This is a genomic window from Sphingomonas sp. 10B4, assembly GCF_035019905.1.
GTDB classification, from domain to species: domain Bacteria; phylum Pseudomonadota; class Alphaproteobacteria; order Sphingomonadales; family Sphingomonadaceae; genus Sphingomonas; species Sphingomonas glacialis.
Map to the genome: position 1 here is coordinate 97,727 of NZ_JASJVC010000002.1, position 12,893 is coordinate 110,619.

Consider the following 12,893-nt stretch of genomic DNA (forward strand, 5'->3'; position numbering starts at 1 on the left):
AAAGTTGACGGAACGATAGCAATCGGTACCGCATTGCCCCGACTGCTTCCTCATGACATGCTGCGACCCGAGATCGCTGCGGGAGAGTATGTTGAGCAACCATCGCAAGCCGGTGCAAGCGCGGTCACGCAAGACCTACGAACTGTTGCTCTCCGCCGCCGAGACGCTGCTCGAGGAGGTCGGCGTGGAGCGAATTTCGACCAATCTGATCGTCCAGCGCGCGAACCTGACCGCGCCCGCGTTCTACCGCTATTTCGATGACAAATATTCCGTGATCGAGGCGCTGGCCGAACGGCTGATGCAACGACAGAACACGGCGCTGACCGCGTGGGTCGCGCGCTATCGCGACAAAGGCTATGACGTGCTGGTCGATCGTGCCGAGGAACTGGTGCGCGAGATGGACACCATTACCCGGCAGCAGCCTGGCGCGATCTGGATCATGCGAGCGCTCCGCGCAGTCCCGCGGCTCGCGCATGTCCGGCTCGCCTCGCACCATTTCGTTACCGACCTGCTGACCGACGTTTACGCCCCCTACTTGCCCGGCGTTCCGCGCGAACGGATCCGCCGCCGGACCCGACTTGCCGTCGAGATCGCCTATTCGGTCGACGAGATGCTCAAGGAGGATCGCAACGATGAAGCGGAGGTGTTCGAAGACCTGAGCTATATTTTCCGCTCGCTCTATTATCATCCCGACCTCGCGGTGCCGCCGCCTGCACGCGATGCGAGCGCGGAGACAATTCCCGCACTGTCATAAAAACGATATCAAGGACTATCATACGCGGCCTCGACACGAATCAGTTGGGGCGCAGACATGATCCATTCCATCGCTCGTTCTGCGGTGTTCGCCACCTTGTTGGCCGGCACCGCGATCACCACGCCGGCGTTGGCGCAACAGGCCGCCGACCCTAAAGCAGCAGAGCCCGACAAGACTCGCGTAGCCGATGGCGACGACATCGTCGTGACCGGCCGCGCCGGCACGTCGCGCCAGCGCAAGGTCGAAACGAGCTATGCGATCTCGACGATTTCGGACCAGGACCTTCGCGTCCGAGCGCCGATCGGCGTCGCCGAGGCGCTGAAACAGGTTCCCGGCTTCTACAGCGCGCCGACGTCGGGCGAAGTCTCGGGCGGGGTGCGTGTGCGCGGTATTCCAAGCGACGGGTATCAGACCGTCGCGCTGCTCGAGGACGGCATCCCGATCCAGGGTGATCCCGGTCTCGGTTGGCTCAACGGCGACCAGTCGCTGCGGATCGACCAGAGTGTCGAGCGGATCGAGGTGGTGCGCGGCGGGCCGTCGGCGATCTTCTATTCGAATGCGCCGGGCGCCGCGATCAACTTCATCACGCGCAAGGGCGGCGACACGCTCGAGGGGCTCGTTCGCTACGAGGCGGCAAGCTACAATTCGCACCGTGTCGACGGCTGGATCGGCGGACCGATCGGCGCGAGCGGGTGGCATGTCTTCGCTGGCGGCTATTACCGCGTCTCGGACGGCCCGCACAATTCGGGCTTCACCCAGGATCGCGGCGGCCAGTTCCGCGTCAACGTGTCGAAGGCGTTCGAGCGCGGCGACATTACCTTCGGCGTCAAGCGGATCGATGAGCGCGTCGGCTATTGGGGCGGCGGCATCTATCAGGCCAACGCCAATGGCACGCCGAGCAACGTCGTCGGGCTCGACAACAAGGTCGACAATATCGTCGGCCCCGACACGCGCTATTTCAACTTCCTGACGCCGAACGGCGCGGTCAAGTTCGACGATGGCGTCGGCAGCAGCGTCAAGCTGACGCAGTTCAGCTTCCAGGCGCATTACGACATCAGCGACGCCTTCAAGGTCGAGGAGAATGTCCGCTATCGCACGAGCTGGACGCAGCGCAACAGCATCACCCCGTACACCGTCGCCGCATCGGCGAGCGCGCTGCTGACCAGCACCTTCGGCAAGCCCGCGGCGGGGACGGGCTACGCCTTGCTGTATCGCGACAGCGGGGCAGCGTTCAACCTCGTCAACCAGAACGGCAACGGGCTCGCGCTGATCGATCTGGCGCGCACGCACACCGTGCCGCTCGACGAGTTCATCACCGACACCCGGCTGGTGGGCAAGGTCGATCTGCTCGGCACGCACAATCTCGCGTTCGGCGTCTATTATGCGCGCGAGCAGGAAGATTATAACGCGCTCAGTGCCGCGGTGCTCACCGACGTGAAGGCGCATGCCGAAGTGCTCGATGCCTATCTCGTCGATGCAAAGGGCAACAAGCTATTCAAGATCAGCGACAATGGCGTCTTTCAATATGGCGCCGAATTTGCCAATGCGAGCGGCAGTTCTGACAATATCGCGGCCTATGCCAGCGACGAGTGGCAACTGACCCCGAAGTTCCGCCTCGAGGGCGGCGTGCGCTACGAGCAGATCAAGACGCGCGGGCAGGTCGAAGGCACCAAGAAGGTCAATCTCGGCCAGAGCCCGACGAGCGCCGATGACTCGGTCGGCGTCGGCACCGGGGTGTTCACGCCCTTCTCGCGCAAATACGATCATGTCGGCTGGACCGCCGCCGCCAATTATCAGGCGCGCCCGTTCTTCGGCGTGTTCGCGCGCTACACCGACACGTTCCGGCTGCCTGCGGTGTCGAGCTTCATCACCAACGCCAATGCAGCGCCCGTCGTGCAGACGCTCAACATGCTCGAAGGCGGGATCAAATATTCGCGCGGCAAGGTCGATCTCTACGTCACCGGCTTCCGTACGGTGTATAACAGCTACGCGATCAGCGACTATCAACGGCTTGCCAACGGCCTGTTGTCGCCGGTCACCGTCTATGGCGACACCAAGACCACCGGCACCGAAATCGAGGGGACGTGGCGGCCGACCAACTGGTTCGATCTCCACGCATCGTGGACCTGGCAGGACAATCGCTTCAGCAAGTTCGTCTACACCAACAGCGCCGGCGTGTTGACCGATTATTCGCACCACAAGGTCAACGGCGTGCCCGACAACACCTTCCGCATCACGCCTGGCGTGACGCTGTTCGACCGCAAGGTCCGGCTCCAGTCGGACGTCAACCATGTCGGCGCGCTCTATACCGATGTCGCCAACCAGATCCGGTTGCCGAGCTATTGGTCGGTCGATTTCGCCGCGCAGTTCCAGCTCACCCCCAAGCTGCAATTCGGGCTGATCGTGGCGAACGTCACCAACGCCTTCGGCCTGGTCAACGGCAATCCGCGCGCGGGCACGATCGACAGCAGCCAGGCCGGTCAGTCGGTCTATATCGGCAGCTCGCTCTACCAGCGGAACTATCGCGGGTCGCTCACCTACCGCTTCTGATGCGTCTGCGCGGCGTGAGCGATCACGTCGCGCGTCGCTTTGCTTCGAAAGGATCCTGCCGTGCGTATTGGTCTCCCTCTGCTGGCGCTTGTTCTGGCGCAGACTCCGCTGCTCGCCGCGCCGGGCGACGCGCCGCGCATCCCGCCTGTCGCCAGCCTGAGCGACGGGCAATGGCTCAAGGGCGATCTGCATCTGCATTCGCGCCACAGCAAGGATTCGACCAACAATCCCGAGGCGAAGATCATCAAGTTCGCCGAGGATACGGGCTTCGACTATCTCGGCATCACCGATCACGACAATCACGTCGCGGGCGACGTCGCGCACAACACGTGGAGCGACCCCGAATTCACCTCCAAATCGGTGATCCTGCTCTACGGCGCCGAATGGACCACCGAGCGCGGCCACGGCAACGTCTTCTCGGCCAAGCCCTACGACCATCGGCGCCTGTTCGACGTGCGCGACGCGCGCGATGCGAAGATCCTCGCGGTCAAGCAATCGCTCGGCATCCACCTCTCGGGCAATCATCCTGCGGGCAAGGACCATTGGGGCTTCAGCTTCGACTTGCTCGATTCGCTCGAAGTGTGGAATTCGGCGATCTGGCCCAACAACGCCGCGGCGATTCTGATCTGGGACGACATGCTCAAATCGGGCCGCAAGCTGACCGGACGCGGCGGCAGCGACTCGCATCACGGTACGCCCGACACGCCCGAACAGAAGACATCGCACACCGCCGAGCGCAGCGCCAACTACGTCGGCACGCCGACCACCTGGGTATTCGCCAGGACGCGCGACGCCAAGGGCGTGGTCGATGCGCTGACCAACGGCCGCGTGTCGATCAGCGCCAACCCGTACGACCCGCGCGTCGAGCTTCGTGCCGATCGCGACGGCGACGGGCGGATCGACATGATGATGGGCGACAATGCGCGCCCGACCGGCAAGCCCGTCACGTTCCAAGTGCGGCTCGTCGGCGGTGGCGTGAAGGGTGCGGTCTATCACGTCCGCGTGATCAAGAATGGCGAGCCGCTCGGTGCCTATGACACCGATCCCGCAAGCAACGCCGTCAGCTTCACCGATACGCCCGCCGCCACGGGGCGCAGCTATTACCGCGTCGAGGTCGAAGGCCCGCAAACACCCTATCCGCAAGTGCCGGTATCGACCGTGCTGAGCGGCAAGATGATCGCGCTGTCGAACCCGATCTATTTCAATTTCGATCCTGACTTTTGAACCTGCCTATCAGGCGGCGTTACCGATCGGCGATTGTGGATCCGTGCTCGGCGGCGCGAGGCCTTCGAGCACGGTCGGGATCAGTTCGGAGACCGTCGGATGGATCGGCACCGCCCAGCGCAGCACGTCGATCGGCTGATCGGCGTTCATCATGTCGAGGATGCCGTGGATCGCCTCGTCGCCGCCCGTCCCGAGGATCGCCGCGCCAAGGATACGCTTCGTCTCGGCGTCGGCGACGATCTTGATCATCCCCTTGGTCTCGCCTTTTTCGACCGCGCGGCCGACGCGCGTCATCGGGCGGGTGGCCACCAGGATCGGCCGGCCTGTCTCCGCCGCCTGCGTTTGCGTCATGCCGACGCGCCCGAGCGGCGGATCGATATAGAGCGCATAACCCGGGATCCGGTCGCTGACCTTACGGTCCTCGCCGTCGAGCAGATTGGCGGCGACGATCTCGAAATCGTTATACGCCGTATGCGTGAAGGCACCGCGCCCGTTGCAATCGCCGAGCGCCCAGATGCCGCGGACATTCGTCTGCAAACCGTCATCGACAGTGATATAGCCGTGCGCGTCGGTCTTCACGCCTGCCGCATCGAGCCCGAGATCGTCGGTATTGGGCCGCCGCCCGACCGCGAGCAGGACATGACTCCCGACCACGACGGGCGCGCCGTCATGGCAATCGACCGAGACCGCCACCCCGTCGTCGTGCGGCGTAAAGCCGATGCAGGTCGCCCCCGCGCGCACGGCAATCCCTTCGTCCTCGAGGATCTGGCGGACCGCATCGGAAATCTCCGGATCCTCGCGCGCGATCACGCGATCGCCGCGCTCGACAACGGTTACAGCCGCGCCGAAGCGGCGGTACATCTGCGCGAATTCGAGGCCGATATAGCTGCCACCGACGATCACGAGATGCTCGGGCACATGCGCCAGCGCGACCATGTCGGTATTGTCGAGATGCGGCACATCGCCGACCCCCGGCATGTCAGGCACCGCGGCGCGGCCGCCGACGTTGAGGAAGATGCGCGGCGCCGAGAGCGCCTCGCCATCGACGTCCACGGTCGTCGGCCCGGTCAGGCGCGCATGGCCGCGGAGAAACGTTAGCCGCTCCATCTTTTCGAGCCAGCGCTCGTTGCCGCCACGCGCGTCGAGCGTCACCTTGTGCGCACGCGCCGCCACCGCGGGCATGTCGATCGTCACTGGCCCGACCTGCACCCCGAAATCGGCGGCACGGCGCGCGAGATGCGCGGCATAGGCGCTCGCCACGAGCGTCTTGGTCGGCATGCAGCCGGTGTTGACGCACGTTCCGCCGACGAGCTTTCGCTCGATCAGCGCGACGGTCATGCCCGCCGCGGTGAGCCGCCCAGCGAGCGGCGGCCCGGCCTGCCCGGCGCCGACGATGATCGCATCGAACGCGCGGGTCACAGCGCGAAGACCACGGCAACGGCCAGCGCGAGCGCGATGACGTCTTCGACCAGCGCGGCCGGAAGATCTCGCCCGAATGCCAGCGCCAGGCGCGCGCGCAGCGCGGCCCCGCCGAGCGTGCCGACCACCGCACCAAGCAGCCCAAGCCCGAGCCCGACCAGCGGCATCGCGCTCGCCACGCCGATCGCCGCGCCCGACACGCCGCCGCTCACCAGCCGCGCCCCGAACGGTCCCGCCAGTTTCCGGCTCGGCGTGGTCGGCAAGACATCGCCGACGAACTCACCGAGCGCGAGCAGCGACGCAATCCACGGCGTGAAGCGCCAGCCGAAAAAGGCGAGCCAGCTGCCGTCGAGCGCCAGCCCGCGCGCGGCGGCGGCCCAGGCGATCGCCGCGGGCGCGAGCATCGTACGCGACCCCGCGACGATACCGATCAGGAACGCGAGCACGATCATAAAACGAGTCCTGCGCGAGAGAAGGCCTGTCCCTCCCATGCGCGCCGCGCGCGGTCAAACGAGTCCTAGCTTTCCTCGATGCGGCGCTCGCCCTCGGGGAGCAGCGAGAGTTCGCGCGAGTCGATTTCCTCCTGCAGGCGATAATAGCTCTCGTCACCGATCGCGTCGTCGCCCCGCAGCGCCTCGAGCCGTTCGCGCTCGGCGGCGATCCCCGTGAGGCCGACCTTGCGATAGGGCTTCTCCGCCGAAGTGCCGAACAGCGCATAGGCATAGCGGAACTGCTCGGGATCGCGCCCCGGCGCACCGTCGAGCGCCGCGGCGCCCGCCGCCGCCAGATCGCGCCGCGCGTCGGCGAGTTCGCGGTCGGCATCGTCGACCGAGTCGAGCCCGAGCCAGCGGATCAGCGGCGCAAGCGTCATTCCCTGGACGATCAGCGTCGCGAGCACGACCGCAAAGGCGGTGAGCACCACGATATCGCGCTGCGGGAAGTTCGCCGGCAGCGCAAAGGCAGTCGCGAGCGTGATCAGCCCGCGCATCCCGCACCACGAGACGAACACACCCTGCGCCAGCGTCGGCGGGGTGAGATCGCCGCGCACAGCCGCAAAGCGCCGCGCGAGCAGGTTCCACGCCATCACGACGACGATCCGCGCGCCGATCACCGCGAGGATCACGACGCCGGCGACCGCGAGCGAATCCCACAAATGCGCTGCCGTCATCCGCCCCACGATCAGCCGCGCCTGCATCCCCATCAGCAGGAATGCGAGCACGTTGAACAGGAACACCACGGTCGCCCACACCGCAAAGCTGTGGACGCGCATCCGTGGCGACCCGCTGCCGCCCGACCGCGCGATCGTCATCGCGCAGCCGACCACCGCGAGCACGGGCGAGAGGTGCAGATGCTCGGCGACGATCCATACCGCGAAGGCGTTGATGAATTGCAGGATGTTGCCGCCGAGCGTCCCCGCGACGAACTTGCCGAGCCACTGGAACACGAACGCGCTGGCGATGCCGAACACGATCCCGCCCGGTGCCGCGAACGCGAGCTGCAGCGCGACCCCCGAGCCGAAGCCGCCATTCGCCTGCACCGCGAGCGCCGCGCCGAACAGCAGCAGCGCGGTCGCATCGTTGAACAGGCTCTCGCCCTTCAACACCGCGATCGTGCGCTTGGGGAGCGAGACCGTGCCGAGCACCGCGGTCGCCGCCGCCGCATCGGGCGGCGCGACGATCGCGCCGAGCGCCACCGCCGCGGCGAGCGGCAGGCCGACGAACGCGACGCCGATCCACGCGACGGTCGCGGTGGTAGCGAGGATCGCCCCGACCGCGAGGATCGACAGCGGGCGCCACAAGCGCTTGGCGGCATGGAGCGGAAAATCGAACGCCGCGTCGAGCAGCACCGGCGCGATGAACAGCGCAAGCACGGTGCCGGGGTCGATCGCGATCGTCGGCGCACCCGGGACGAAGGCGATGACCACGCCGCCGAGCGCGAGAATCGCGGGATACGGCAAGTTCAGCCGCCGCGCTGCCTGGAGCGAGACGATCGCTGCGAACAGCAACGCCAACAGGCTTTCGAAAAAGGTCATGGCCCGAGCGTATCAAGCCGCGAGCGCCGTGTCAGGCCCGGCGCAACCGACGCGGCATGCAGCCCGCGCCGCTTAATGAAGCAGGCCGGCAGCGCGCAGCGCGCGCGCGATGATCGCCTGCACCGCGTTTGCCGAATCCGCGGGCTGCGGCGTTCCGCGTCCGGCGGGTCTTTTGGGCGTGCGATCGTTCGGCCGCGTCGCCTGCGCCTCGCGCGTCAATCCCCAGGCATCGGCGATCATCCGGCTGCTCGAAAGCCCGACATCGAGCATATAGGGACCGGCTTGCCCCAGCCGCTCGGGCCCCGATGGATCGATCGGCACGCCGTGGCCCATGCCCGCGACATTCCACTGCTCGACCGCGGCGCGCCCCGATGCATCGCGCCACACGCGCTTTTGCCAGGTCGCGCCGGTCTTCGTCTCGCTCGGTGCGTCGGGCAGGCCGTGCACCGTCCGCCATTGATCGGCAAGTTGGTCGGCATTGGCGGGGACGACGGTACGATCGGCATCGCCGTGCCAGATCGACACGGCGGGAAGCCGGTGCGCCACGCCAGGCGCAGCACCGCGCACCACATCTGCCGCAACGGCTGCACTGTCGGCACCGTGGCCGCGCATCCGGTCGAGCGCCTGCAACATGCTCGTCGCGCCGCCATAGGGCAGTCCGCCGATGATCGCGCCCGCCGCGAACAGATCGGGATAGGTGGCGAGCATCACCGCCGTCATCGCGCCACCCGCCGAAAGACCCGTCACGAAGATCCGGCTGCGATCGAGGCGGTGCGTCGCGACCATCGTCTCGATCATCTGCGCGATCGATTCGGCTTCACCCCCCGTACGCGCGATGTCGCTGCGTTCGAACCAGTTGAAACACAGGTTCATGTTATTGGCGCGGCGCTGTTCGGGATACAGCAGCGCAAAGCCCGCGCGATCGGCCAGCGTCGACCAGCCACTGCCCTGGTCATAGCCAGCGGCATTCTGCGTGCAGCCGTGCAACACGACGACCAGCGGCGCATTCGGGCGCAAATCGGGGGGGAGATAGCAATGCGCCTCGAGCGCGCCGGGATTGCTTCCGAAATTCTCGAGCAGCGCGAGGCGGCTCGGCACTTCGGGGGGCTGGGTCGCGTAGGGATGCGCCGCCATGCGCGCGATAGTGTCTGAAATGCGCCGCATGATCGGCCTCTTGGGTAACGCCTGCAGGTGCGGGCCGGCCCCAAGAGATAGGGATTATGCTGCACTGCACAATAACAAAGGTTTGGAAATACTGCACAGGGGTTGTGCCGCCCAAACCGCAACCATCGGTTATTCGGTCGGATCAGGACATCCGCGCAAATTGATGGCGTCGTATTGGGCGAGCAGCCGGCCGACTTCGGCGACGGTGGTCTCGAGCTCGTGCCGATGGCGTTCGGTCACGTCTTCGGTGGGAATGCCATTGCGGCCGTCATGAACCGAGAAGCCGTTTTCGATCAGCCAGAGCGCATCGCTTGCGCGCGAGCGTTGGCGGCGCAGATGCATCGCCCATTGCTCGATAAGGCCCGAGGGCACGAGGCGATCGATTTCACTCAAAATCTGTCGTTCGATTGTCTTCATCCCCACGCAGCGTGTCGCCACCGTGCCCGAACGGCACGATGGCGACCTGGCATTACTTGCCGCGCAGCGTGTTCATCACGGCGAGGCCGAGCACGCCGACCAGAGCTGCCGTAGCATACGGCCGGTCACGCGCGAAGGTGCGGACCTTGTCGACCAGCGGGCCGGGGTTCGAGACGGCGTCCATTGCCGCGCCGGCGACCTGCTTGGCATTGCCGACGACCTGATCGGCAACGCCCGAACCCTGCAACGAGGTGTCGCCCGTCAGCTTGCCTGCGGCTTCCTTGATTGTGCCACCGAGATCCTGAGCTTCACCCTTGAACGACGTGCTGTTCATAACTGACCTTTCGATGCGCTCTGCCGGTCTTGGCGCGCGTGCGGCGATAACGAGCGTTTGGCATAGAAGGTCCATCCACCGCCGCACTGCGCTGGAAAAGCCGCGCATCGTTCCTATTTCTCCGTATCGACAACGGGATACGGACATGGCGAACGGTTGGGCGCAGGACGGCGCGGTACAGGATCAGATCGACGATACAGTGGCGGACGCCGTTTTGGCGGCGCGCGCGCGGCTTCTGGCGGGCGAAGCGGCGCGCTATTGCGAGCAATGCGGCGATGATATTCCCGAAGCGCGCCGCGAGGCGCTGCCCGGTGCACGCACCTGCATCGCGTGCCAGGCCGAACGCGATGCAAAGATCCGCAGCGGCGGGATCAACCGGCGGGGCAGCAAGGACAGCCAATTGCGCTGATCCCGCGTATCCCCAGGTCGCTTCCGCCATCGCCGCGAACATCCCCCTGCGAAACGGCGTTTGCAGTCGCGCGCGACATTGCCGATAGGGCCACACCGCGATCGGCGACGGTAAGGGGTGAGATGACGATGAACGGCTTGAAGGCGCTGGCCATGCTGCTGGCGCTCTGCGCGGTTGCCCCAGCGGCAGCGCAGCCGCGGCAGCGCACGATCCTGTTTATCGGCAACAGCTTCACGCAAGGGGCCCATTCGCCGGTGCGCAACTGGCATGCCGGCAGCGTCGTCGATCTCAATCGCGACGGTTATGGCGGCGTGCCGGCCTTGTTCAAGGAATTTACCGAGGAGGCCGGGCTCAATTACGCGGTCAGCCTCGAGACGCAGGGCGGCCAGTCGCTGGCGTTCCATTTCGATGAACGCCGCGCCTTGTTCGAGCGCGCCTGGGATGTCGTCGTGCTGCAGGAATTCAGCACGCTCGACCGCGAACGGCCGGGTGATGCAAGCAGCTATCTGCGCAGCGTGCCGCGTCTGGTGGCGCTGTTCCACGGCTATAATCCGGCGGTGCAGATCGAATTGATGGCGACGTGGAGCCGAGCCGACGAGACCTATCGCCCAAAGGGTCACTGGTACGGCCGCCCCGTCACCGCGATGGCGCTCGATCTGCGCGCCGCCGCCAATCGCGTGCGGGCGGCGACCCGCGGCGTGGCGGGCGTGTTACCGGTCGGCGAGGCGTGGAACCGCGCGATTCAGACCGGCGTGGCCGACGCCAACCCCTATGACGGCGTGGCGTTCGGCAAGCTCGATCTGTGGAGCTACGACCAGTATCATGCGAGCGTCTATGGCTATTATCTCGAGGCACTGGTCGTGTTCGGCCGGATCACCGGGGTCGACCCGCTGACGCTCGGCAAGGATGAAAGCGCCGCCGACGAGCTTGGCCTGTCCCCCGCGCAGGCGACCGCGCTGCAACGCGTCGCGCACGACCAGCTCGCCGCCGAGGCGCGTCCGCGACGCTAGCCGAAGCGGCTAGGGCCGGACTTCGCCCTGATCCTCGCCGTTCCAGTAATGCACCCGTTGGGCGTGGACCTTGATCAGCACGAGGCCCGGCGTGTCGACACCCTGTTCGAACCAGCGCTCGAGATCGGGGTTCCAATGCTCGGCGAACACCGCCTTGTCGCGGATCAGCTCGGCCTCGCCCGCCGCAGCGATGAACAGCGGCGGCTTGCCGAGCAGCCCCGAATTGCCGTGCAGCGTCAGCCCGACCTTGGGATTGGCCGCGATTTCGGCAACGGTCTGCGTGTCGTCGAGCGCGAAGAAGTAGCTGTCGCCGTCATAGTCGACATCGGCATTGTTGCTCATCGGTCGCGCGGCGAGACCACCATCGGGCGCAACCGTCGTCAGCATCGTGAAGTCGATCTTGCGCATCGCTGCGGCAAGATCCTTGAGGGTCATCGTCACTGGCGGCTCTCCTGCTGGTTTGACACGATAACCGGCCGTAGCGACGCGGGTTCCGCGATCGTCTCGAGCAAAACGGGCCGGGCGCCGGGCGCGAGCAGCGGACGTCGACAATCGACCCACCGTCACCCCCGTGAAACCCGGAAACTATCCCGATCGCGCAAAAGGCGCCTGACGCTCATTGCGCGGTAAGCCGCAGGATCCGCGCGCGTTTCGGGCGCGGGCGGAGCGAGTCCTGCGCTTTCCAATAGAGCGCGATCGCACCGATACGCAGCAGATCCGGCGCGCCCGACCCCGGTTGGCCCGTGACCGAAACGCTCCGCGCCCGCCGCACGCGCATTCCTGGCGGCACGCGCCGCCAGCGCGAGGCGAGGTCATCCGCTGCGCCGCGGCCGTCCGACCGGATCATGTCGCGGCGACAGCGGAGGCAGTGGCTGAACGCGAAGCGTTGATTGCGTTGCAGATTGAGCGCCGGCACATGGCCGAGCAGCAGACACAATATCGCCATGAGTGACCTCCTTGGTGACCTGATGGGTTTGTAACAACGCTGCGAGCGTGACGAGATCCGACGGCCCATGCGCGAGCACGCTTTCGAGATCCCAAAGCTCGAAGCACGCGCCGCTCGCTACCAGCAGAGCCGCAGTCCCGATCCCGCCGCGCTCGCGCATCGTCGCGGGAAGCTGCAACATCCCGTCGGGCGCGAGGGGCGCCGTATCGACAAAGCCATAGGTCCGGCGCAGCTGATGGTGATCGTGAAATGCGCGCGGGGATTTGGCGAACCGCTCGGCAATTTCGAACTGGCGTTGCAGGACGTAGACTCGATCGAACGCGATGAGGCAGGGCGATTCCTCGTGCAGGCCAATGAACAGGAATTCGTCGATGCAGCGCGATCGCGAAGTTTCGAAGAAGCGGTGCGGCAACATCAATTCTCCGCCGGGCGTAACCTCGCACAGCGCGCTGCCAATGTACATTTCTTGCATCGCATGATCCCTTGCCTAAGCAAGAGAATGGTTAACGCCGAAGGCCGATACTTTGAAATATCGTAAGATTACCAATCTGATTTCCCCAATGAGAGATAAATGCTTTGTTTGTTAAGATCCTACCGCCCTGGAAATGACGACTTCGACGCACATTGTATTTTT

The 12,893-nt window shown here is 65.7% G+C and carries 14 protein-coding genes; 6 read left to right on the plus strand and 8 right to left on the minus strand.

Features of this window, described 5'->3' with window-relative positions:
• Positions 1-91 precede the first annotated feature (91 nt).
• The 3 genes from QN347_RS01175 to QN347_RS01185 are packed head-to-tail and all read left to right on the plus strand — an operon-like array spanning position 92 to position 4,528.
• A complete protein-coding gene (locus QN347_RS01175) occupies positions 92-754 on the plus strand; it encodes a TetR/AcrR family transcriptional regulator (protein ID WP_322160735.1) in 663 nt (220 codons plus the stop codon).
• Positions 755-811: 57 nt separating this feature from the next.
• On the plus strand, positions 812-3,304 hold the full coding sequence (locus tag QN347_RS01180; RefSeq protein WP_322160737.1) for a TonB-dependent receptor: 2,493 nt from the start codon (positions 812-814) through the stop codon (positions 3,302-3,304).
• 60 nt (positions 3,305-3,364) lie between these two features.
• Positions 3,365-4,528: a CehA/McbA family metallohydrolase gene (locus QN347_RS01185; RefSeq protein ID WP_189677108.1), complete on the plus strand. Its 1,164-nt coding sequence runs from the start codon at positions 3,365-3,367 to the stop codon at positions 4,526-4,528.
• Positions 4,529-4,537: 9 nt separating this feature from the next.
• On the opposite strand, the gene QN347_RS01190 is transcribed toward QN347_RS01185, so the two are convergent.
• The 6 genes from QN347_RS01190 to QN347_RS01215 form a co-directional block, all read right to left on the minus strand.
• Positions 4,538-5,947 (minus strand): FAD-containing oxidoreductase, encoded by a 1,410-nt coding sequence (locus QN347_RS01190; RefSeq protein WP_322160740.1) that lies wholly within the window; start codon positions 5,945-5,947, stop codon positions 4,538-4,540.
• On the minus strand, positions 5,944-6,399 hold the full coding sequence (locus tag QN347_RS01195) for a DUF4126 domain-containing protein (RefSeq protein ID WP_322160742.1): 456 nt from the start codon (positions 6,397-6,399) through the stop codon (positions 5,944-5,946). Before QN347_RS01195 ends, QN347_RS01190 begins: the two co-directional genes overlap by 4 nt.
• Before the next feature lie 65 nt (positions 6,400-6,464).
• Positions 6,465-7,979 (minus strand): cation:proton antiporter, encoded by a 1,515-nt coding sequence (locus tag QN347_RS01200; RefSeq protein WP_322160743.1) that lies wholly within the window; start codon positions 7,977-7,979, stop codon positions 6,465-6,467.
• A 72-nt stretch (positions 7,980-8,051) separates the two neighbouring features.
• Positions 8,052-9,143, minus strand: coding sequence for a PHB depolymerase family esterase (locus QN347_RS01205; protein ID WP_322160745.1), 1,092 nt, complete (start codon positions 9,141-9,143; stop codon positions 8,052-8,054).
• 129 nt (positions 9,144-9,272) lie between these two features.
• Complete coding sequence (locus QN347_RS01210) at positions 9,273-9,581, minus strand: hypothetical protein (protein ID WP_323493950.1); 309 nt, start codon at positions 9,579-9,581, stop codon at positions 9,273-9,275.
• Between the two features lie 31 nt (positions 9,582-9,612).
• Positions 9,613-9,894, minus strand: a complete 282-nt coding sequence (locus QN347_RS01215; protein WP_133191764.1) for a CsbD family protein — start codon at positions 9,892-9,894, stop codon at positions 9,613-9,615.
• Positions 9,895-10,039: 145 nt separating this feature from the next.
• Between QN347_RS01215 and QN347_RS01220 the strand changes: the two genes are divergently transcribed.
• Positions 10,040-10,303 (plus strand): DksA/TraR family C4-type zinc finger protein, encoded by a 264-nt coding sequence (locus QN347_RS01220; RefSeq protein ID WP_322164115.1) that lies wholly within the window; start codon positions 10,040-10,042, stop codon positions 10,301-10,303.
• Positions 10,304-10,425: 122 nt separating this feature from the next.
• Positions 10,426-11,313: a DUF4886 domain-containing protein gene (locus QN347_RS01225; RefSeq protein WP_322160748.1), complete on the plus strand. Its 888-nt coding sequence runs from the start codon at positions 10,426-10,428 to the stop codon at positions 11,311-11,313.
• A 9-nt stretch (positions 11,314-11,322) separates the two neighbouring features.
• On the opposite strand, the gene QN347_RS01230 is transcribed toward QN347_RS01225, so the two are convergent.
• Together QN347_RS01230 and QN347_RS01235 are read right to left on the minus strand one after the other, a co-directional pair.
• The gene (locus QN347_RS01230) at positions 11,323-11,748 is read right to left on the minus strand and encodes a pyridoxamine 5'-phosphate oxidase family protein (protein ID WP_322164116.1); all 426 of its coding nucleotides are present in this window, start codon (positions 11,746-11,748) and stop codon (positions 11,323-11,325) included.
• 181 nt (positions 11,749-11,929) lie between these two features.
• The gene (locus tag QN347_RS01235) at positions 11,930-12,259 is read right to left on the minus strand and encodes a hypothetical protein (protein WP_165954562.1); all 330 of its coding nucleotides are present in this window, start codon (positions 12,257-12,259) and stop codon (positions 11,930-11,932) included.
• Positions 12,260-12,326: 67 nt separating this feature from the next.
• On the opposite strand from QN347_RS01235, the gene QN347_RS01240 reads away from it, so the two are divergent.
• Positions 12,327-12,797 carry a hypothetical protein gene (locus QN347_RS01240; protein WP_322160750.1) on the plus strand — a complete coding sequence of 157 codons (471 nt, stop codon included), beginning with the start codon at positions 12,327-12,329 and terminating at the stop codon, positions 12,795-12,797.
• Positions 12,798-12,893: the final 96 nt, after the last annotated feature.